This window comes from Leyella stercorea DSM 18206 (assembly GCF_000235885.1).
Lineage (GTDB): Bacteria > Bacteroidota > Bacteroidia > Bacteroidales > Bacteroidaceae > Prevotella > Prevotella stercorea.
This window is the reverse complement of sequence record NZ_JH379444.1, coordinates 16,503-36,431: the sequence shown is the minus strand read 5'-3', so window position 1 is coordinate 36,431 and position 19,929 is coordinate 16,503. Positions and strand designations below refer to the sequence as shown.

Below are 19,929 nucleotides of genomic sequence, written 5' to 3'. Positions count from 1 at the left end.
TCAAGTCGGTTTTATTTCGATATAATATACTTTTTTTATAGGATTGAACAACAAAATCAGCTCTGTGGGAATATGTGTTATAAAAAACACCTGCAATAACTCCGAAGTCATTGGCAGGCGTTTTACTTTTTATCCCTCATTTCAGAATCCGACATTTATCGGGCGTTACGCTTGTTCTGTACATCTTTTATCATCTCCTTCACGTCTTGCCCCACCTGTACGAAATTCTTGTACAGGATGCGTTCGCGTTCCTCTCTCGACTTGAACGTGTAGAACTTGGGCAGCGGTACATACGCTGCTTCCTCTTTCTTTATCTCATTCATGTCAAAATCCGTCTTGCAGAAGAACTTCGTGGTCTTGAACTCTTCCGATTCCTGGATGTTCATCGAACCTCCGGCACCGGTTTTCGTCTTTACGAAGTCGCGTGCCGTCTGACCGCATATCCAGCCGGTGGCCATGTCCGAAATCTTCGAGGCAGGCACCAGGCTGTCCATGTTTTCGTTGAGATTGATGCTCGTCTTGTCCCGGTCGATGGTCACGCCCTTTTTGATCTGCACCACCTTGCCGAAGATGTCGTTCGACAGCCATTCCAGTGTCTCTTTCGCGCGGGCCGAGCCGCTCACCACATTGCCCACCGTTGTGATGATTTTCTGCATACCTACCTTGCCATAGTCGGCCTCCAGCTGCGGCAGTTCCTGAAAGCCGAGCGTCACGCTCACCTTGTTGCTTCGGGCCGTACCGATCAGGCGGTCTATCTTGTGGAAGTACAAGGTCGGCAACTCGTCCACGATGATGCTCACGGGGATATTCTTGCCCTGCCCGGTATTCACTCGTGTAACCAGTCGGTTCAATATCAACGCATTCAACGCACCGATAATACTCTCCATTTCGGGGTCGTTTGCTATCAGCAGATAGCTTGGATTCTTCGGATCGCTCACTTTCAGGTCGAAGTCATCCCCGTCACGGTGGAATATCCAATAGCTTTCCTTGGTTGCCAGTCGCGAGGTATAGACACGCAGCGTACCGATCATACCCTCCAGCTGCTCCATCGCCTTGTTCTTGAAGGCCGTCTGAAACGGGCCGAGTAGCGGAGCTACCTCATTGTCTGTTTCCAGTACCTCGAAGATGGTCTGGTAGCTTTCGTTCAGGAACGACAGGATATGCGGCATGTCCGAGTATTTTCCCAACCAGTAGGCAGGTTCTACGATGTTGCCACCCTCCTTGTCACGCACGATACCTGTCGGTTTCCAGAATTTCGTCTGCGGGTCCTGCCGTCTCTCCGCATACAGCAGAGTGCCGTCGGCCGCATACGGTTCTTTCTCATAGTTCACGAAGAAGTAGATGCAGGCGGCAAGAAAGTTCACGGCCGAGGTCTGGAAGAACTGGTCGCTTCCGCCGCCACCCTCTTTCTTTCCCTTCTGCAGGGACTCCAGCAGCGTTTCCGCTGTTTCACTGGCAGCGGCGAGGTTGTTGATGTACTTGGCCTGGATTGGATTTACCCGGCGACTATACTCTACGTCAACAAAATTTATCATATTAAACTTGCATCCTTTAGGCACTTTACCCAGTTTCTCGTTCTTCTTGTAGTGGTAGTACAGCTTGGTCGCCAATGTCGGAAATTTGTAATCATAGACAACCATCGCAAAGCCCTTGGCCGAGTGCTGCCGGATGAACGGTTCGATGATACTGAACGTCTTACCGGAACCCGGTGTACCGACTACCCAGGTACCTCTGAAGCAGTTGCTGATAGAGATCCATCCCTTCCTGAACTTTCCTTTGTAATAGTACCGCATGGGGATGTTCACACTGTATTCGTTCTCTATCTTCTCTTCGCATTGTTCGAAACTTTCGTTCTCGAAGTTAAAGCGGTCCTTCATCAGTCCGTCCTTGATGAATTTCGAGATGTTGTCCAGGGCTACATGCACCAATACTACACCTACGATGGAGGCCGCCATATAGAGAACGATATTCAGCGGCAGGGTGTAGAGCCTCGGTTCCAGCTTATGTCCGAACAACCAAACGGAGAGTACCAGCACCAGCAGTCCGCCTGTCAACGGATATACTACCTGTCTGCGTGCGTTGAACTCCAGGTGTTTCTTGTTCCGTGTACCGACACAGGTGATGCAGATGAGCACCACCGTCACAATCTTGCTGTACACCAGGTTCCCGTCCCGGTAGATGACCCACTGCTTGATGCGTCCGTGGATATCCGTCAATATGCCGCCCCAATGGTCGAGCACTGCCGGGTCAATGGCATATTCAAAGAACTCCAGCAGTACGGATACATACACCACCGTACGGAATATCCTGTAGAATCCTTGCAATTCCTTACTTTCTTCCATGGCTTTAATCTGTTATTTTTTGATACCCCACAGGATATGGATGTGAGGCCACTGCATGCCACCGTCATTGGCAAGCTGACCGATATGCGACACCGCATAGAGCGGTTCTATTCCCGGGATGTCGGTTTGGACTGCGGCACGTACCTCTGTCATGAAGCGTTGCAGGAACTGTCTTATTTCCTCGTCCGGACTGTCAGTCATGAAATCGGCAAAGTCTTCTATCCTGTCTTCATTGACGTAGAAGAGCATTCCTTGGAAGAAATCATGGTAACGGCCGGTGCGGGCATTCCATTCCGTCCGGATTTTCTCCCTGTGGCTCTTTACGGAGGGGAATCTCACGAAACAGTCGGTTCCGTCATCAATGAATATGAAATCTCCCGAGACATCTTCCTGTGAAAGGCATTTGCATCTCAGCAGATACCCGAAGAACCCATGGTTCGGCTGCGCTATATCCATACACTGCGGTGTCATAAAATCTTCAATTCCGTTCATCTTCATAAGTTTACTGTTTAATGGTTCGTTGATAGGTTTACTTGTTCAATGAAATAATCGGACGCACCCGGTGCGCCTGAATTTTCGGGGTCTCGTGCATCGTGCCGCTGCCCAGAGAGTAGAGCCAGGCCTTGACTTTTTCCTGTCCGGCCACTTCCGTGGAGGTCCAGTACCAGCAGGTTTCTTTATCCACCGGCAAGGGCTGGCCGCCACAACGCTCAATAATGGGATTCACCTTTTCCAGGTTGCCGTATAGTACCCGCATTTCAGCTACCGAGGGTATATAGGCACTCTGACCATACCACCACATGCTGAAAACCGCTTCCGCCATCGGTGATGCCGTTTCCTTTGCCTCAAACAGCTTGGATGTATTGGCATTCCCATCAAAAGCTATGGGATTGGCAGAGGTGCCCTGGTCAACGCCGAGACTGTCGGCAAAGGCCAGCGGTTCAATGTCCCAGAGGTAAACCGCATAGCCGTACCCTTCCGCATCTTCCCGCTGTCCGGCATCGAACAGGACCGCTATCGCTCTCTTGCCCGATTGCTCATACGCTGTATAGGACAGCACTGTTCCGTCTGTACAGAGGACATGCCCCGGCTGTATGGCCGTATCAGGCACATCGAAATGCGCATCACAGGCAGCACACAACAGAGCTATTGTTGCCGCTGCCACCCATTGTAATTTTCGTATCATATAGTTTCCGTTTTTTATGTTCCCTTATTTCACAGGCAGTTTCACACCCAGCACGACACCTGCCCGCAGTACGTCCGCACCTTTTATCATCACATCGCTCTTTACCTGCCAGTAGATTGTCCATCCGGCTCGCAGCGCATAGTTGTGTTCGTAGCCGAAATGCAGACCGCCGAGAAACTTCCGGGTGTCGCTCCCTGCCGAAGCACCGATGCGCAGGCTGCCGTAGTGGTTGCGTCCCCGGGTGACACAGGGCTTGTAGGCCACACCGAAGCCGTAGGTGCGATAGTTGCGCCAGAATGAATCCGGGCAGATATGTTTGCACGAGGCGCATTGGGCCCATTGCAGGTAGCCGTTGGCGAAAAATTCCCACGCATGACGGTAGTTGATCTCGTGTTCGTAGGCAAGTGTCGCATCCATGCCGTTCTTGTAGAGCAGCCCCACACCGAGCGAGAGGCGTCCGCTGCCTCGCTGTGCGCTCGCACTGGCAGCGATGCACACACAGGCCAGTATCAGGATAATCGTCTTTTTCATGGTCATTCCTCCTCCAATAGATCTGCGTGGAACGAATCTGCCGCCAGTACATCCTCATAGTCGATGTTCAGGCTGATGTTACGGCCGCTGATTTGCCGTTCCGTCATTTCGATGGTCAGCAGTTTGTTGTTCGGGAAGGTCAGCTTCTTCACGACCAGTACGTTCCGGTATCCGTGTCTGAACGTCTTGCCCGGTTCCAGCACCAGCGTGGGTGTCAGCTCGATGGTCTGTGCGTTGGTGGCCTTGGCAAGCTTCTTGTCAGTCAGCTTCACCCGTATCTCGTCGATGTCAAAACGGATGTTCGTCTTGTTCTCGATGGAGAAGTCGATGAAGAAATAGTTGCCCACCGAGTAGATGTTGTTCAGGCGCATTACCATGCGGTGCGCTTTGGTGGCCACATTGCGGATTTTCGCAGGCGAGTTCCAGATGCGCCGTGCATAGCTCGTCATATCGGCGGTGGACATTGTCACTGCCGGATTGTTGAAGGCGTTGCGTTCCTGCAGCTGGATTTCCTTGTCCGTCACCGCCTCCTTCATCCGGGTCGTGTAGATCAGGGCATACTGCGAGCGGTAGCGTTCCGTCACGATGGTGACGATGGCAAGCACTTCGCCGTCCTCATGTCCTGCTTCCTTGGGCTTCAGGCGGATGACGTTGTCGATAGGCTGGTCACCTGCTACCTTGTCGGTGGAGATGTCCACGAAACGCACCGGTTCCGATGCCGTGATGACGGTCGTTACCTGTTCGTTCACCGTCAGCTGTTCCATTTCTTCATAGGTTGTCTGCGCCAGTGCGTTCTGTGCAGCCGGCAATCCCGCCGCCAGAAGAAATGCCATTACGATTTTCTTCCAATTCATATCCATGTCGTTGATTATAGTTATTCGTTTGTTTCTTCTTTTCCCTTTTCTCTTTCTGGGGCTTCCTGCCCGTCAGTCCTTTGGGCGCATATCCATGTGCAGCGTCCTGTCCGGGTCATCCGGACCTCGCATTCCCACCAGGTGTCTATCTCCGCTGTCTTGAAGTTGACTTCCCCGTATCTCGGTCCGTAGAAACCGGTCTCCTTCTGAAAGGCGAACAGGGCAATCCTTTGTCCGTTCCCTGTCAGGAAATTGCATATCAGGGCAAAGCGGCTGCCGTGGTGCCACCATTGCCTGCTTACAAGCTTTCCGGTGAATGTTCCCGGCTCTTCGGGAGCGACATAGTCCTCATAGTACAGTCCATCCGTTCCCAGATGAAGGTTTGACAAATCCTTTTCCATGGTACCTGCATCTTAGTTTTTCTTCTCCTGTCCGTTCACCAGATATACGAACGTCCCGTATTTCAGCTTGACCTTGTTCTTCTTGATGGCCTTGCTGATGGCGTTGCTTGTCTTCTGGTAGGCATTGGTCACCGCCTGCATGCCCCATTGGGCAAGGCTGCTTCCCGTGCTTCCCATTCCCATGTTCATATTGCCCGACATGGCACTGCTCGCCACATCCTTGCTCGTTTCCCGGAACTGGCTGTTGGGTACATACAGTCCTTCCATGCCGTCGGTGTCGTAGATGGACAGGCTAACCTTCATCAGTTCGTCATCCACCAGGATGCTGCTGATGCTGCCTTTCACCCGGCCTGACGAAAAACCGCTTACCATGGCGTAAAGGTAGGTTCCCCGTTTTACCACGTATTTTCCGATTTCCACGTCATCGAGCAGGCGCAGCCTTACGCGCGAGCCGTCCACCGCCTTGATGTTCTCGTCAATGATGGCCTGTATGAGCTTCGGCTCACGGGCATCCTTCGCCAGCGTGTTGAAGTAATCTGAAGCGGTCTTCACCTTGCGCACCACCTCGTTGGTCGGTGCATCGTTGGACGGTGTCTTCACCGCCCGCTTCTCTTCGTCGATGGTTCCTGATACTTCCGTTGCCCGGGGCGGAACAGTGTCGGCGGTCTCGGTCTCTGCCGGTGGCTGAACTGCGTTTTGTCCTTTCAGCCTTGCTTCGGCAAGGGCTTTTTCCAGTTCGGCGAGGGCTTCCTGTTCCCGTGCCTTGGCCGAGGCAATCTCAGCCGCCGCAGCCTTCTCCTGTTCCTGTTCCGTGAGCAGGTCGAGGTCGTCCTGCGTGTATTTCGATTCATATTCCTCCTTCTTCTTGCCGGATTCGTCCCGGTCGATGTTGTCCACTGCGGAGTAGTCCTGTATCTTGCCCCACGATTTTGCCATATTCTCGTACTTGCTGCCTATGCCGTCGTCCTTAATCTGCGCTCCCGGCAGTTCGGGATTCAGAAATTCCGTTGTCTGCATCGTCTTGTCCTTTATCTCCAGGGTTTCCGTGTGGAACAGGTCGAAGATAAAATAGGACGCGCCGAGCAGGGGGAAGTAAAGGATGGCAGGAAGCATGTACTTCGGCTGTCTCCAGTTGATTTTCTCCAATAGATTCTTCATTGCATGTCTTTGATTGATGGATGATTATCTCTTGCATTATCCGGTTGTCCGGTTATTCCGTTTGTATGTTCCTGTCTCTTACCCTCCTGATGCAGCCTGTGCCGTTCCCTCAGCACCGAATCCTGCACCTCCGTTGCCGTGCGTCCCGCCGGACTGTGGCGGTACACCGCTACCAGGCGGTAGGTGTTCCAGGCAAAGGCCCCGATGACGAAAGTGAAGACGATGACCAGAAACAGCGTCCGGTGTGCGTCGGCGAAACCCTGCACCCTGGCTGCAGCCCGGTCGATGCGTGTCGCCCTGGCGAACCTGCGCCCGGCATCCACGTCACGCTCATAGCGTTCCTTGTATTGCGGATGGTTCTTGTCCGGCATCTTCTCTCCGAACAGCATCCGCCTGAATCCTTTGACATTCATATGTTCGTTGGTTTAGTAGTTGCTCTTGGCCTTCTGTTCGATGTCCTTGTTCAGCAGCGTACGCCAGTTGACAATCAGCAGTCCGTGCGGATTGTTGTCCGTCCTCGGCACCCGTTTGAGCTGTCCTGCCGTAACCAGCTCGCGCATCAGGATGTTGCTCCTGCGTTCGATACGCTGCCGTCCGTAGTAGGTGAACTCCATGCTCTTCTTGTCAAAGGCGATGCTGTCGCAGAAGATTGAGAATACCGCACTCGTACCCAGGATGTTCGAGTAGAACCCTTTTTCTTTCAGGGTGTTGTATTGTGCCAGTCCCGTCTCATCGACCAGGTACATCGCTTTCTCCATCGTGTAGCGGATGTACTTGTCATCCGGTGCCAGCGTGAAGAAATAGTGGTGGAACCTCTCCACATGGCTCTTGGCTTCCACGTCCAGGGTTTCCTCCATGGTCGTCCGGTTCACGAGGATGGGCACGTTGCCGTCCAGCACATACACTTTTTTCTGTGCGTCCGTCACCATCGTGCGGGCAGTCCATATGCTCGACACGCTGATGATGACGCATCCCACAAGGAAGGCCGTGCAGATGATGCCCACCAGCCGGATTTTGTTCTCCAAATGCTTGATAACCATATTTCTCTATATTTGATTGTTTACTGATTGTTTCTCCATTTCAGGTATTCCTCATGCAGCATCGGCATGATATCCTCCAGTAGGTCTTGCCGGAGCTTCTCGAACTCCCGTGGGAAGTGCTCCGTGTAGATTCCCAGTACGATTACCCGGATGAACACCCACCAGATGCCGCGTCTTCGTTTCCGGACTTTTTTCTGCAGCCTGGCCAGCTGCAGGCGGTAGGTCAGGTAGTTAGTTAGCGGGGCGATATACCGTTTGTCCCGGTCAAAGCCGTCGTCCAGCACCCGGTATTCCGCAGTGAGCTGCTGGTTTGCGGCACGCCGCATTTCTTCGTTGACACGCTTGTGCATGTAGCGGACGAACTGTTCGTCCCTGTACCATTTCTTCAGTTTCTTGCTTGTTTTCATCGTTCTATCTTTTTATAAGGTTTGTCATCCTCTCATCATGGTTCCGATGCCGCCCATTGCCGTCATCTTGGCCTGCTGTGCCACACCCTCGCCGAAGTTTCGGGTCGAGAAGGCCGTGTCGCCTTCCGGAATCATCCACGCTGCCAGATCCGGCACCAGGTTCAGGCACTTCAGAGCTACGATGCTTGCCGCCATCAGGTAGCCTGCCGAGAAGAAGCTGTTCTGCAGGTAGGCAGCCATCGTCTGCTCGCTGGCCGTGATAGCCGTCAGGTTTTCCACCTGTATGCAGAGCACGATGTCGAACAGCAGTAACACGTAAAATCCTACGAAGTAGAGCATCGCCCCGTAGAAATGCACAGTCAGGTACCGGATAAGCCACTTCGCCCATGCACCTTCCCACTTGGGCAACAGCGAGAACGCCCATTGTATCGGACCGAATATCGTCAGCATGCCCAGCAGGATCTGCTGGCAGTAAATGGTTTGCCACCAGCCAATGCGATAGACGATCAGGGCGATGAGCATGATGATCTTGTCGATGCCCACGATGACACCTGCCGTCAGCGAGGTAAACCACAGTTCGGCCGCGTCTTTCTCCATTTTCGTTACCTCGTCCACGCCCGTCTGCTCCATGGTGGCCTCTATCAGATTGGGGTCGGATGTCCCTGTGTGGGCTACATCCGCCTGTGCCTGCAGGCTGTTGTACATCGTGTCGCGCACATGGATGAGCTGTTGCACCTCCTCGAACTTGTCCGCTATCTGGGTGGCTTCCGCTTCGTAGAGGTCATGTGTGTACGAGCCGATACAGTTCGGTATGTAGGACAGGAAGTCCAGGAAGCACCAGCTGTTTCCGCTGCCTGCCATGCCGGTATCTGCCGGCGGATACCACCAGCAGAGGATGATGGAGACGGCCAGCGGGCGGAACAGTTTCATCACGTCCAGCGGCTCGTGCTTCACCATCATCTTGTAGGCCATGCCCGCTGCCATCACGATGGCGAACAGGGCGGCCAGTGCCATGCACATCTGCAGGATCCACCAGAACGGTCCCTGCGAGCCGGTGAAGGTCGCATCGGTCAGGAACTCGTTGGTCTGAAAAATCACGTCGTCTATCTCTTCTTCCAGGATGTTGATGCCGAAATCCGAGAGTATATTTCCATCTGCCATAAGTATGTTCGTTTTTTTAGTTTCTGTTTACCGTTTCGTCTCCCTCACCGGTGTCACTGTTTCCTCCGGACTGCGATCCGGATGCGGCAAAGCGCGATTCGTTCCACCTGCTCACTGCATCACGGACGATGCTTCCCTTGTCCAGGGTGCGTCCGGCAGTGGCATTCAGCAGGGTTTCTGTCCGGGTTGCATTCCGTCTCCGGGCAAGGTAGCCGATGAGAATCTCGTTCTGCTTTGCCACATCCTCGTAGATGCGCAGGTATTCCTTCTTCCGCTGCGCATTGGGCATATAGGCCTCGCGGGTTGCCGTGAGTGCACACTGGTAGATGCGGTAGTATTCCGTCCACCGCGCCCGGTCTTCCGGTGTGCCGCCGGAGGGAATGATACGGTCGATATTTCGTTCGAGCCTGTCCATCTGTCCTTTGACCTTGTCACCCTCGGCCAGCCATGCCAGGTCTATCTGGCGGTCGGCCACATTCAGGGCCTCGATTTTCGCCCGGCTCACCAGTGCCGAGTCTATTTCCTCTGCTTCATCCGTCTGGTTGTAGAGGTTCACCCCGGCCAGTGTGCGGAACGACAGCTTGTTTTTGGCAGCTGCCGATTTCTTGTACTTACGGTGCAGCAGCGTGTAGTAAAATTCAGGCGTGAGTGCGCCCGTACCCGTTTCCATCACCGTAATCTGGTTCCGTTTCGGTGCATCGTGGTTGTAGGTCACGGACTGCGCCCTGACCGTGGCTGCGGCAAGCAGGGCGGTCGTCATCAGTAGCAATGTTCGTTTCATTTCTTTTCCCTTTTATCGTTCGTTAATAATCCAGTCGTCCTGCACCGCGCCACCGCCCGAAAGCCCCTTCGACAATTTCGCGTTTGGTACGTTCCCGGTAAATCTTCGCTTTCCAATAGCCGATGCGGACCTGTATGTAACGCCATGTCTCCATGTAGGCCCGGTTCAGATGCCGTTCGATACTGTCCAGAGACCGGTTCACGTTCTCCAGCACCATCAGCAGGTCATTGGTCGAGCAGGCTGCCGCTCCCGTGGCATACAGCACGAGGTCGCTCACCGATTTGTAGAGGTGTTCGCCTTCACGGGCGATGTTCCGTATCGCCTTTTCGTTGACGGTGATGATCAGCAGGTCCGACGCTTCCGCTTTCCCGCGTTTCAGCACTTTCTCGTGAAAGGTTTCCAGCATGGTCTTGTAGTCACCGATACGGTCACTTACCGTCCGGTAGGTGTCCTTCACGTTCAGTACCGTGCGCAGGGACTGGTACATCACGTCGATGACGTCAAAGGCACGGGTGTAGTGGTCGAGATCGACATTCAGCTCCTTGTAGCCGCCCACTTCTTCACGGCTGTATTCATGCAGCAATTTGTTGCTGTACTCCAGCGTGCTGCGGGCAAGCAGCAGGCTGCGCTGCTTTTTGTGGTCATGGATGTAGGCTTCCACCGATACGATGTCGAAGGTCACCTGTGCCCGGAGCTTACCGGACAGCAGGGCGAGCAGCATCAGGGCGGCCAGCAGTATGCGTTTCATGGCTGTACCTCCTTTCTTCCGCTTCGTCCGCTACGGGATGCCCGTGCGTTCTCCACCCACCGGTCATGGCATTCTTCCACGAGCGTGAGCCTGCGTCCCTCGTCCGTGTCAAGTTCCGGCAGCACGTCCTTCAGCACGTCGATGATGCTCCGCTTGTAGTGCATCATCTTTTCCAGCGATACAAGATCAGCATATATCTTTGTGATACGGCTGTCCACCTCCCGGGCGATTTCCAGGCGGTCGCTTGACCAAAGCAGGTGGTACACGTCACCGGCAGGTTCCTCTTCCATCGGCTCGTTACGGGCATATTCCGTCGTGATTTTACAGTCGGGATGCTCCCGGGCTATTTCCGAAATGCGATCGTTCACCATTCGCGTCTTTTCCTCGTCCGACAGACTTGCATCGAGCGTCAGCACGTCGGCGACATGCGTGTCCGTGTACGACGAGGTCAGTTCCCAGCTTATCTGGATGATGGCCCTGTGTATCTTGATACCGAGGAAGTACTTCGGTTTGCGGGCGATCGAGAGAGTCGCGCTGAACGTGATTTCACCGTTGATGTTCGGCATGGTCGCCTTGCGGACGAACGTATAGCCGTTCCAGGTCCCGCCGTCTTTCCACGTGAGGCTGTAGGCCGCCCTGCAGTCCTGCATGATGGCCGGCAGACGGTAGTAGTCATCGGTCGGCACGCTGTTGTCACCGGCCGCTTCCTCCCGGGCAGCCTTGTAGTCCTGCTGCTTTTTCCGCCATGCTGCCAGTTCGCTTTCCAGTTCCTCTATCCGTTTCCGGTTGGCATTGTACTGCTGGCGGTATCTGGCGGCATCCTCCACGCTCGCCCCGGCGATTTTCTTCAGCAGGTCTTCGTTCTCTCGTTCCAGGGTGGCGACCTGCGATTCCAGCGCGGACACCCGGCTGTCCGCCTCCTGTATCAGGGCGTCGAGTTCCGAGAAGTCCAGCTCGTTCTCCGTGACGGTGGTCTGCATGACACATTCTTTTGAATGGGTGTTCAGTGAGCTTCCGCACTTGCGGCACTTGTACTGTGTCGAGCCTTGTCCCAAGGTGGCTCCGTCCGAACAGGTCACACTGATGGTGACGCTCTCACATCCCTGCAGCTTCCCTGCGTCCGTTGCCTGATAGTAGTTCCGGCCATCGGATGCGATGTAGTACACGTAGCCCTCCTCGTTGTCGTTGAACTCCGAGAGACGCGCGTTCAGCTGTGCCTTGAAAGTGTTCAGATCCATCGAGTACGAATCGAACACTTCTTCATACACCACGGTTTCACGGTTCCAGCTTTGGGTCACGTGTATTTCGTAGGCGTACGCCTTTTTCGTCTGCTTCTTGCCTTTCTTGATGATGTAGGAGTGCATCCAATAGCTGATGCTGTAGGTGTTTCCGTCGTTGCTGCCGTTGAGCTGCTGCACCCGGCTTCTCGACCATCCGGCATGGCGTTCCGAGTTGGCAAGGGCCTGTTCCCGTTGCGAGGCGTTGGGGTAGAAGTTCGCGTCACCCGTCTGGAAGCGGGTCCAGGCACTTCCGTTCAGGATGCTGTTGTCGTCCGTCGGCGGATAGTAGTCGCACAGCGCAACGCTTCCCTGTTCGCGCCGGGCGATGTACCACCGTTGCGTGTAGTAGTTTCCCATCCCTTCGTCCAGGTAATCCGTCATCCAGGACGTGAGGTCATAGTTGCCGAAGTCGAACAGTCCGGCCACGTTGTCCGCACCGCCCACCATATCCAGCAGCAGATTGCCCACACCGTTTTCCGCCTGTTCGAACAGGTCTCCGTAGTGATCGTACAGATTGCCTATCTCGCTGATTTTTCCGCCTATCAGGTTGTGGAACGCGCTGGTTTGCAGCAGGGCGTCTCCGAGGTTTTCCACCCCGGAGGTAGCCAGTCCCACACCCATTTCATACAGCTTGTCAAGATCACCTGCCAGGTGCTCCTTGGTGAAGTTCTCCGGCACGCGGGCCAGGTTGTCCATCAGCTGTTCCCACCGGATGCCTCCCAGCTCTGAGAGGTTCAGCAGGGCGGCCACCTCCCGGTTGATTTCCAGAAAGGCGATGTCCTTGAAGCTCAGCGAACTGTTGGTCACGATGCTCTCGAATTGCATGCACAGGTTCTTGGTATCGTCACAGACTTTCACCAGGTAGCTGCCCCAATGGATGGCGGTCTGTGGTGAGCGCAGCATCAGTTTGGCCACTACCCAGATTTTGGGCATGATCTTCTCCGCCACCATGTGATAGATGCGCCGGTAGTAGTAATTCTCCGTACTGCTGCTCCAGATGCCGAGGTCAGACAGGGCCTTGTGCTCCAAGAATTTGGATGCAAAGATTCCCGCTGCTGCCACCTCCGCTGCCGTGTAGTGCTTTAGGATGTCATCGACCTGCTCCCGGTAGTAGCTTTCGGCCAAGGCCTCCGTACCGAAGGCGGCAGCCATGGCCGCTACGGTACGCGCGTCATAGTTCACGCTGTAGTACTGGGCATGGATACGCTGCACGAAAGTGAGCGCAAGTACGATCAGGACAAACGACAGTCGTTTCATCATCTTTTTATCTCTCTTATCTTTTTATCTCTCTGTTATCTTGTTCATTCCCCTCTGCTCGAAATGCCACCGTTCGGTTTCAAGGCAGTTTTCCGTCACCAGCCGGCAGAACATCTCATGAATGGCATAGGCATCTCCGATGGCTCTTCTCATCCGTGTCTTGGAGGAACAGAACCATCTCATGTACCAGGGCTGGCCCAGATAGGCCTCACGTATGGTGTGGTAGCGTTGCCATCCCAGATCGTTCAGCCTGTTGCCGCTCAGCGGGCTGCTATTCAGTTCCCTTCTCAGTTCCTCACGGAATCGCTCTTCGTCGAAGAACGGCCTGCGGTTCATGCTGTCGCACAGGTCGTAGAACTCCTTTTCTCTGGGGTTGTCTCTGTAATACCGGTCCAGGTATGCATCGAGTTCAGCTTCCGGCATACCCAGCCGGAGTGAATACTGCGCCAGCAGCCGTTCGACGGCCGATACCTTTTCCGGAGCCAGACCGTAGTCCGAGAGCAGCCGTTCCCTGGACAGCATACAGAAATCACGGATGGTGAGGCGGTTGAGTTCCGGATGGTCAATGCTGACATCCTCCCTTGTCAGGCAGCTTTCGAATCCCATTTCAGCCAGGCCGAAACCGAGAGACAGGTCAATCAGAATCCTTTCTTTTTTCATGATGGCTATGATTTTGTCGTTAAGTTCAATACCCGTCCCGCCTCGTTGACCTTCCGGGCGAAAGGCAGGGACTTGTCAATGCCGCTGGCGTTCCAGTCCCGACAGTAGGCTTCGATAGCCTTCTGGTGACTGCATTGCAGCTCTTTCTTGTAGAGTTTCAGGGCTTCCTTTTCCGACCGCTCGGTGGTGTAGGTCATATAGCATTCCCGCGGTTCCTCCACACCGTACACACCGCTGGTCGTCCCCCGGCGGATAAACACCTCGCGGAAGAAACTGCGCCCCTCCTTGTTCTCCAGGCGGTTGATGGTGAATATCTTCTTGCAGTCCACGTCTGTCAGTCCGAGAATCGCCTTGATGGTGTCAAAGCGTTCCTTGAATTTGCTCTGGTCGAGCAGCATGACCACGTCCGAGTTGTTGATGATGGCTTCCTTCACGATTTCCGAGCCGATGATGTCCTGTATCTCCTGGGTGACGACACCGACCGATGCCCAAAATTTTCTGGCCGTCTTGTACATGAACTTGATGTATTCGGCCATCAGCGGTGAAGCGATGGCTTTCCATGCCTCTTCGATGACCAGCACTTTGCGGTTCTTCTTGATACGCATTTTCTGCAGGAACACATCCATGATGATGAGTGTGACCAGCGGGAAAAGCAGCGGATCATCTTTTATACTGTCGATTTCAAAGACGACAAAGGCCTCGTCGAACAGCGAGCTGTCCATGTTCTCGTTCAGCGTCTTCTCGTGGTTGCCGCCCCGGTAGAAGTCTTTCATCATATAGCGGTAGGTCGCCAGTTCGATGTCCGTGATGCGGTTTTCCTCACAGATGTCGGGAAGCCGCTGCACCGAATATTCATAGAATGAGTTGAATGACAGCTCCTTCACCTTCAGTTTCTTGCGGCGGCTCTCAATCTTGTTGATGATGCCCTCTATGCGGACGGCCCGTTCCTGTTCGCTTTCCTTCTCGTGTTCCTTGCTGTTGCGCTCGTCGATGAAAAGGCTCTGGCGAAGGTCTTCCCGTTGCCGGGGAGTAAAGCCTTCGAAACCGTTGAAATAGGCATCGTAGTAATCCGTGATGACATGTTCCACCAGCCGGTCTTCCGTTTGCGTGACCGTACCCTGCGCCCCTTTCCAGATGAGCAGGACCAGGTTCTTCAGGAACCCTGTCTTCTCCACGTTCATCTCTTCCCGGCGGATGCGGAAAGGGTTCATGGTGATGGGTTTTTCCTCGGTGTAGCTGATGTATTTCCCACCGAGGTATTCGCAAAGTCCCTCATAGGAGTTTCCCGTGTCCACCATCACCACATCCGTTCCCTGTTCATGCAGCTGTCTGACCACACTGTTCATGTGGAATGACTTCCCGCTGCCGGAAGGTCCGAGACAGAAGAAGTTCGAGTTGTCCGTCATTTTCTGTTTCCCCTCTTTTCCCGTGATGTCGATGGCCACAGGCACGCCCTGGCGGTCGGTATAATAGATTTTCAGCGGAGTGTCCTCGCTGTGCAGCACCCGTTCCTTGTACATCAGGCACATGGCCGCATCGGAGAGTGTCAGGAACCGGTCGTATTCCTCGCTCAGGCTGTAACAGTTGCCTGGAAACGAACTCACGAACAGCTCCAGTTGGTTGTATGCACGCTTGCTGATGTGGATGCCCATGCGTCCGAAAGCGTTCTCCAGATGGTTGGTGCATTTCTGCAGGTCCGTTCCGGCAGGCACGCCCACCACCAGGTTGAAATGCGTGTACACCAGCTGCCGACTCTCCCTGGCAATCACCTCCTGTACACGCTTGATGTCATCCACAGCCATCTTGTTGCCGGGATTCGGTATGCTCGCATGGCGGTTCTTCTTCTTGTCGAGCAGCGACAGTTCCCGCTTCTGATTGGGCAGGAACACAATCTGGTTGTATACCACTGTCTCGGCATTCGGGATATTGTCCACTACCGATACGAGATCCACCGGCATCTCTGCATTGTTCACTTCAATGTTGGTGTAGGGGCGTATCAGTGAAGGCAGTGTGGCACAGTCCACATCCACCAGACTGTACACCTTGCAGCGTTTGTCGCCCATTGACACCGTTTCCTCGTCGGCCTTGAAGTTGCTCATGGAAACCGTCCGGTCCTTGAAGTTCATGGCAAAGTAGCGGTCCACATATTCGCTCGCTTCGGTCTTGTTCAGGAACCTGGCCTGTACACCGCTGTCACGCAACTGATCGTGTACCTTGCGGACTTTCACGAGGAAGTCGCGCCATTTCCTGTTGTCGAAGGAGAACAGGCGGCTTTTCTTCGCTTCTTGCGTGATAGTCAGGTAGCAGAGGCTGTCCGTGTAGGGCCGTCCCTTGAAGTAGCGGAAGTAGGATTCCGAGAGAAACTCCCGGTTGCCCTCCGTTTCCTGCTCGAAGCGTTTCCTCACGAAGATGTCCTGTTTGTGGATGGCATATCCTTCACCCAGCGTCAGAGCCAGGGACGAAAACAGGTGCGTGAAGTCATAGAAGCCGTTGATGTCCGCCGAATACTTCTGTACCGGGTTCTCGATCTTCAAGACGGCTGAATATTCACCCGTCTTGGTGTAGAGCACACCTATGCCGTCCGTTTCTTCCACCGTAAAATAGATGTCCTGGAAGATACGCTTGCGTTTGCCTCCTGTGCCGAACGCATAGACCGATACGGCCATGCCTGCGCATAGGGCGATAAAAAATAAGATTACATATAGGGTCATTATGATAGTCTTTAAATTAAATCAGGGCAGGTCTGCCTCGGCTGGAGGCGGACCCGCCCGCGTTCAACAATCAATCAGCCACACACATTGCCGTGATGGTTTTTCTTATAGTCATACTTTGTGCGAATAGGCATACACATACACTCCACGTTTTACATTTTTGCTGTGCAGCCCTTTTCGCTGTTTGAGGATGATAAGCACGATTCCCGCAGATAAGACAGTTGCCAATACGACCAGTCCGGCCACAAAGCCCATAAGACAGTAGGCGGCGATAAAGCCCACAATGGCTCCACCAGCCACGCCTGCCGCCCAATAGATGTAGCGGCCTTGTAATCCCATCAGCTCCAAAGGCCGTTGTAACCCCTTGAACAGCGGATAATCCGGATAACGTCCGTCATTAATCATTTCTTGACTGTTTATGCGTTAATTCCGAAGAACAGAGGTAATGCTTGGGCTGCCGCAATCAAGAAAAGGCACGCCCCAACTACCATCATAATCTTCTTCTTGACATCCTGTTCCTCGTTGTTCATGGCGATATACACCGAAATGGCTCCGATGATGGCCACGACACCAGCAATGGCATAGCAGAGTTTGACCATGACAGGAACGTATTTCACAATTTCCTCCGCTACGGTTGATAGAGCTGTCGTACCGGCCGAGTAATCGCCTGCCGTACTTTGAGCCATAGCAGGTATGCCTCCCAACAGGGCAATGATTAACATTCTTACTTTGGTGGAAACTTGCATGATAGTTTTCTTTGCCTTTCGGCACATTCTTTTAAATTTCTGAAACATATTTATTACATTTTTGTGGTACTCTTGTTTTTGAATTTATTTTACACTTCTATCAGCCACCTATATGCGGTAGCCGAAGAAAGCAGGGAACACGATTGAAGCTCCAATGATGAAGAGGCACGCACCGACAAGTGATACGATAGACTTCACCACGCCGTCCTCGCCTGTGTTCATTTTGATATAGATCTGGAGCGCGGCAACGACTACGAAAACCGAGGCGACAGCGTAGCAGATGTACAGCACGTACAGCATCATCGTCACCACGAAGTCGTGCATCGTTGCCAGTGCGTCTGCACCCCAACTGTAGTTTACGCTGCCACTTTTGGCGAATGCCGCATAAGGGACAAAGCACAGTGCACATAATATTTTTTTTGCTTTCGACATTTTACAATCGGTCTTTGAGAGGTTTCCATACCAGTTTCGGACGGTTGCCCGTCTTTCCTTTGGCAAGCATTGCTTTGTATAGTTCGTCTGCCGTGTATGCGTCCGACAGGTAGGTCTCGGTTTCTTCCATCTGTTCCTCCGCTTGGGCTTTCAGGCGTTTTAGCTTCTCCGCCACGGCTATCTCGCCATTATTGTCTGCGGTTTCCGTCTCCTGTGGTGCAGGCGAAGCGGTAGGGGCAACATCTGTTTCATATTTCTCATTACCCACATTGAATCCCGTATCGCTCTCCGTCACGTACACACTCTGTTCATCTTCTGGCGCACCGAGGTCAAATACCTCTTCTTCCGGCTTGCCATTTCCTTTTTTTCCATAAAGGTCCTGCACGATGATAACTGCATAATAGACGAGATAGGCAACCGTCAGGACAATGGTGAAAATAAAATATGATTTCATATATTTTTGTATAATATGATTTTTATATTTGGTTGTGTGTGCAAAATAAGAATGGATAATTTGAAAGATAAAATTATTGATTATAAAACGTATCGTTTCAATATAATATTTTTTCAAAATCCAAAAATCATATTTCAAAATCATATTCAAATATGATTTTGGATAAGAAAACAGGAAAAGTCGGGATATAAAAAAAGCCCTCCGTGATGAAGGAGGGCTTAGGGAGCGGGTTGTTCATTGTTTCTTCCCACGTAAGTAGTCGTTCAGGTCTTTGTAACCGGCATAACAGTTTGATTCGTTATAGACGCATCTGCCATACATCCCGGCTATGGTTTCCACTGTCTTTTGTCCGGCAAGGTCATTGTCAAGGTAACAGTGAATATACGTGTATTTTTGCAAATACGTCAATGTCCTTTTCAGATTACTGACCGAGTTCATAACAAGGTAGTCACAGGGGGCATTAATGCAAATGGCACTATCGTCCGTCTGTTTTAGGGTTAGATAGGACAGAAAGTCCATGAATCCTTCAAATAGGCAGACACGGCTCTGTGCCTCACCACGCGATTGGGGTATCAAGGAAATGTCCTTGTTCTTGATACATCCTTTGTAATAAGGGTTTCGTACCTCGTATCCACCGGATATATTGCCAAAGGCCAGTGCAAAGTAACGTCTCTGGCGCAGTTCGTAATGGACTTCCTTGCAGAACATTCGTCCGATATCCGAATCAATCATACGTGAATGGAGATATGAGAGCAGTGCGTGGTGTCGCAGCGGCACGATAATCAAATTCTTCATGTCGGCTTCCACTGGTCGAGAGGTTGCGGGCAACGCCCGGGTTCTCGGCAGCGACACACCATTGACATACCGTTTGATGTATGCTAATGCTTCACTCACACTTTTAGTTCCGCAAAGGTACTTACCCAGTTCCACAAGGTCGCCTCCGGTAGCCTCGCCAAAATCATACCATTCATTCAGCCGGTCATTGACTTTGAACGATGGCGTCACCTCTTTCCTGAGAGGCGAAAGATACCAATATTGCTCTGATTTCATATACTGCGCACGGTGGCCGAGCTGGGCCAAAAAGTCCACGATACGCACTCGTTTTGCTTCGTCTATGGTCATATTAAATTTCTTTTCACTTGTTTGTACAAAAGCGGTTTAGTTTAGTTTGCGCCCCTATATATATAAATACTAAATTAAACTGAATTATATAGGCCCGCGCCCGCTCTCATTCTTCATCGAAAAGCATGGTTTCTGCCTGTGTCATGTCATAATAAAAAAGTTTATCTCGTTTGATAACCAGTTTTAAGGTGTCAGTCAGATATTGCAGCAGTTTGACCATTACGTTTCTCCCACGCTTAAACCCGATTGCCTCGTAAGCAGTCATCATGGCTTGCAGCATATTTTCAAACCCACGGATGGGTTTGTCTCCAAATGCAGCGGAAAGGGCTTCACGGTGCTGTTCGATGCTTAGTTCCATAAAACCCGTCCGCTGTTTCGGTTTCTGATGTGGGGCATTCTCAAACAAATGCCCTTCTGCGAGAACCGGGAGCCCGCCCTCATTGACAGTGAAAGCAAAAGGTTTAAACTCTTTCTCACGGATGTGTAACGCATGAACTTCGCTGACGTTGGGACAATCGTTGTTTTTGCTGATGACCAGTACAGTCTCCGCCTTGTTGCTCATTTCCGTACCGATATGCCCGCGCACATTGTTATCTCCTTTATTCAAATGTAGCACACAGTGGATATGCAGGTCATACTTTGATGACCATTCCATCAT

General features: G+C 52.6%; 21 protein-coding genes and 1 pseudogene. All 22 read right to left on the bottom strand.

The features are described from left to right. Positions 1-155: 155 nt before the first annotated feature. Complete coding sequence (locus HMPREF0673_RS08800) at positions 156-2,342, bottom strand: type IV secretory system conjugative DNA transfer family protein (RefSeq protein WP_007901100.1); 2,187 nt, start codon at positions 2,340-2,342, stop codon at positions 156-158. Between the two features lie 12 nt (positions 2,343-2,354). After that, positions 2,355-2,840: a hypothetical protein gene (locus HMPREF0673_RS08795; protein WP_007901098.1), complete on the bottom strand. Its 486-nt coding sequence runs from the start codon at positions 2,838-2,840 to the stop codon at positions 2,355-2,357. Between the two features lie 31 nt (positions 2,841-2,871). After that, on the bottom strand, positions 2,872-3,528 hold the full coding sequence (locus tag HMPREF0673_RS08790) for an Lcl C-terminal domain-containing protein (RefSeq protein ID WP_007901096.1): 657 nt from the start codon (positions 3,526-3,528) through the stop codon (positions 2,872-2,874). A 24-nt stretch (positions 3,529-3,552) separates the two neighbouring features. Then, a complete protein-coding gene (locus tag HMPREF0673_RS08785; RefSeq protein ID WP_007901094.1) occupies positions 3,553-4,065 on the bottom strand; it encodes a hypothetical protein in 513 nt (170 codons plus the stop codon). Next, entirely contained in the window at positions 4,062-4,892 is an 831-nt protein-coding gene (gene traN / locus HMPREF0673_RS08780) for a conjugative transposon protein TraN (protein ID WP_458692726.1), read from the bottom strand. The genes HMPREF0673_RS08785 and traN overlap by 4 nt, the downstream gene beginning before the upstream one ends. Before the next feature lie 41 nt (positions 4,893-4,933). After that, positions 4,934-5,314, bottom strand: a complete 381-nt coding sequence (locus HMPREF0673_RS08775) for a hypothetical protein (protein WP_007901090.1) — start codon at positions 5,312-5,314, stop codon at positions 4,934-4,936. 12 nt (positions 5,315-5,326) lie between these two features. Then, on the bottom strand, positions 5,327-6,472 hold the full coding sequence (gene traM, locus HMPREF0673_RS08770; protein WP_007901088.1) for a conjugative transposon protein TraM: 1,146 nt from the start codon (positions 6,470-6,472) through the stop codon (positions 5,327-5,329). Beyond that, positions 6,469-6,885 (bottom strand): hypothetical protein, encoded by a 417-nt coding sequence (locus tag HMPREF0673_RS08765; protein WP_007901086.1) that lies wholly within the window; start codon positions 6,883-6,885, stop codon positions 6,469-6,471. The genes traM and HMPREF0673_RS08765 overlap by 4 nt, the downstream gene beginning before the upstream one ends. Positions 6,886-6,897: 12 nt before the next feature. After that, a complete protein-coding gene (gene traK / locus HMPREF0673_RS08760) occupies positions 6,898-7,512 on the bottom strand; it encodes a conjugative transposon protein TraK (RefSeq protein WP_007901084.1) in 615 nt (204 codons plus the stop codon). Between the two features lie 20 nt (positions 7,513-7,532). Further along, positions 7,533-7,919, bottom strand: coding sequence for a hypothetical protein (locus tag HMPREF0673_RS08755; protein ID WP_007901083.1), 387 nt, complete (start codon positions 7,917-7,919; stop codon positions 7,533-7,535). Between the two features lie 24 nt (positions 7,920-7,943). Beyond that, a complete protein-coding gene (locus tag HMPREF0673_RS08750; RefSeq protein WP_007901081.1) occupies positions 7,944-9,080 on the bottom strand; it encodes a hypothetical protein in 1,137 nt (378 codons plus the stop codon). 16 nt (positions 9,081-9,096) lie between these two features. Next, the gene (locus HMPREF0673_RS08745; RefSeq protein WP_007901079.1) at positions 9,097-9,861 is read right to left on the bottom strand and encodes a DUF5045 domain-containing protein; all 765 of its coding nucleotides are present in this window, start codon (positions 9,859-9,861) and stop codon (positions 9,097-9,099) included. A 22-nt stretch (positions 9,862-9,883) separates the two neighbouring features. Then, on the bottom strand, positions 9,884-10,609 hold the full coding sequence (locus HMPREF0673_RS08740; protein ID WP_007901078.1) for a hypothetical protein: 726 nt from the start codon (positions 10,607-10,609) through the stop codon (positions 9,884-9,886). Next, positions 10,606-13,149 (bottom strand): hypothetical protein, encoded by a 2,544-nt coding sequence (locus tag HMPREF0673_RS08735; RefSeq protein WP_007901076.1) that lies wholly within the window; start codon positions 13,147-13,149, stop codon positions 10,606-10,608. The genes HMPREF0673_RS08740 and HMPREF0673_RS08735 overlap by 4 nt, the downstream gene beginning before the upstream one ends. Positions 13,150-13,170: 21 nt before the next feature. Next, on the bottom strand, positions 13,171-13,806 hold the full coding sequence (locus HMPREF0673_RS08730; protein WP_007901075.1) for a hypothetical protein: 636 nt from the start codon (positions 13,804-13,806) through the stop codon (positions 13,171-13,173). Between the two features lie 5 nt (positions 13,807-13,811). Beyond that, entirely contained in the window at positions 13,812-16,517 is a 2,706-nt protein-coding gene (locus HMPREF0673_RS08725) for a TraG/VirB4 family ATPase (RefSeq protein ID WP_007901073.1), read from the bottom strand. A gap of 111 nt (positions 16,518-16,628) precedes the next feature. Beyond that, a complete protein-coding gene (locus HMPREF0673_RS08720; protein ID WP_004310185.1) occupies positions 16,629-16,922 on the bottom strand; it encodes a hypothetical protein in 294 nt (97 codons plus the stop codon). An 11-nt stretch (positions 16,923-16,933) separates the two neighbouring features. Continuing rightward, positions 16,934-17,311 (bottom strand): DUF4134 domain-containing protein, encoded by a 378-nt coding sequence (locus HMPREF0673_RS08715; RefSeq protein ID WP_004322059.1) that lies wholly within the window; start codon positions 17,309-17,311, stop codon positions 16,934-16,936. Between the two features lie 60 nt (positions 17,312-17,371). Then, a complete protein-coding gene (locus HMPREF0673_RS08710; RefSeq protein WP_004310187.1) occupies positions 17,372-17,695 on the bottom strand; it encodes a DUF4134 domain-containing protein in 324 nt (107 codons plus the stop codon). Position 17,696: 1 nt separating this feature from the next. Beyond that, on the bottom strand, positions 17,697-18,149 hold the full coding sequence (locus tag HMPREF0673_RS08705; protein ID WP_008640351.1) for a hypothetical protein: 453 nt from the start codon (positions 18,147-18,149) through the stop codon (positions 17,697-17,699). 234 nt (positions 18,150-18,383) lie between these two features. Beyond that, complete coding sequence (locus HMPREF0673_RS08700; protein ID WP_007901068.1) at positions 18,384-19,271, bottom strand: toprim domain-containing protein; 888 nt, start codon at positions 19,269-19,271, stop codon at positions 18,384-18,386. 106 nt (positions 19,272-19,377) lie between these two features. Beyond that, a pseudogene (locus HMPREF0673_RS14905) lies at positions 19,378-19,929 on the bottom strand (AAA family ATPase); the annotation flags it as partial.

Excerpts from the sequence above, each read along its gene's own strand:
- HMPREF0673_RS08775 (WP_007901090.1), bottom strand. The coding sequence starts at position 5,314 with ATGGAAAAGGATTTGTCAAACCTTCATCTGGGAACGGATGGACTGTAC.
- HMPREF0673_RS08725 (WP_007901073.1), bottom strand. The coding sequence starts at position 16,517 with ATGACCCTATATGTAATCTTATTTTTTATCGCCCTATGCGCAGGCATG.
- HMPREF0673_RS08705 (WP_008640351.1), bottom strand. The coding sequence starts at position 18,149 with ATGAAATCATATTTTATTTTCACCATTGTCCTGACGGTTGCCTATCTC.
- HMPREF0673_RS08790 (WP_007901096.1), bottom strand. The coding sequence starts at position 3,528 with ATGATACGAAAATTACAATGGGTGGCAGCGGCAACAATAGCTCTGTTG.
- HMPREF0673_RS08765 (WP_007901086.1), bottom strand. The coding sequence starts at position 6,885 with ATGAATGTCAAAGGATTCAGGCGGATGCTGTTCGGAGAGAAGATGCCG.
- traN (WP_458692726.1), bottom strand. The coding sequence starts at position 4,892 with ATGGCATTTCTTCTGGCGGCGGGATTGCCGGCTGCACAGAACGCACTG.
- HMPREF0673_RS08710 (WP_004310187.1), bottom strand. The coding sequence starts at position 17,695 with ATGTCGAAAGCAAAAAAAATATTATGTGCACTGTGCTTTGTCCCTTAT.
- HMPREF0673_RS08715 (WP_004322059.1), bottom strand. The coding sequence starts at position 17,311 with ATGTTTCAGAAATTTAAAAGAATGTGCCGAAAGGCAAAGAAAACTATC.
- HMPREF0673_RS08735 (WP_007901076.1), bottom strand. The coding sequence starts at position 13,149 with ATGATGAAACGACTGTCGTTTGTCCTGATCGTACTTGCGCTCACTTTC.
- HMPREF0673_RS08750 (WP_007901081.1), bottom strand. The coding sequence starts at position 9,080 with ATGGCAGATGGAAATATACTCTCGGATTTCGGCATCAACATCCTGGAA.
- HMPREF0673_RS08785 (WP_007901094.1), bottom strand. The coding sequence starts at position 4,065 with ATGACCATGAAAAAGACGATTATCCTGATACTGGCCTGTGTGTGCATC.
- HMPREF0673_RS08800 (WP_007901100.1), bottom strand. The coding sequence starts at position 2,342 with ATGGAAGAAAGTAAGGAATTGCAAGGATTCTACAGGATATTCCGTACG.
- HMPREF0673_RS08795 (WP_007901098.1), bottom strand. The coding sequence starts at position 2,840 with ATGAAGATGAACGGAATTGAAGATTTTATGACACCGCAGTGTATGGAT.
- HMPREF0673_RS08730 (WP_007901075.1), bottom strand. The coding sequence starts at position 13,806 with ATGAAAAAAGAAAGGATTCTGATTGACCTGTCTCTCGGTTTCGGCCTG.
- HMPREF0673_RS08720 (WP_004310185.1), bottom strand. The coding sequence starts at position 16,922 with ATGATTAATGACGGACGTTATCCGGATTATCCGCTGTTCAAGGGGTTA.
- HMPREF0673_RS08755 (WP_007901083.1), bottom strand. The coding sequence starts at position 7,919 with ATGAAAACAAGCAAGAAACTGAAGAAATGGTACAGGGACGAACAGTTC.
- HMPREF0673_RS08745 (WP_007901079.1), bottom strand. The coding sequence starts at position 9,861 with ATGAAACGAACATTGCTACTGATGACGACCGCCCTGCTTGCCGCAGCC.
- HMPREF0673_RS08700 (WP_007901068.1), bottom strand. The coding sequence starts at position 19,271 with ATGACCATAGACGAAGCAAAACGAGTGCGTATCGTGGACTTTTTGGCC.
- HMPREF0673_RS08740 (WP_007901078.1), bottom strand. The coding sequence starts at position 10,609 with ATGAAACGCATACTGCTGGCCGCCCTGATGCTGCTCGCCCTGCTGTCC.
- traM (WP_007901088.1), bottom strand. The coding sequence starts at position 6,472 with ATGAAGAATCTATTGGAGAAAATCAACTGGAGACAGCCGAAGTACATG.
- traK (WP_007901084.1), bottom strand. The coding sequence starts at position 7,512 with ATGGTTATCAAGCATTTGGAGAACAAAATCCGGCTGGTGGGCATCATC.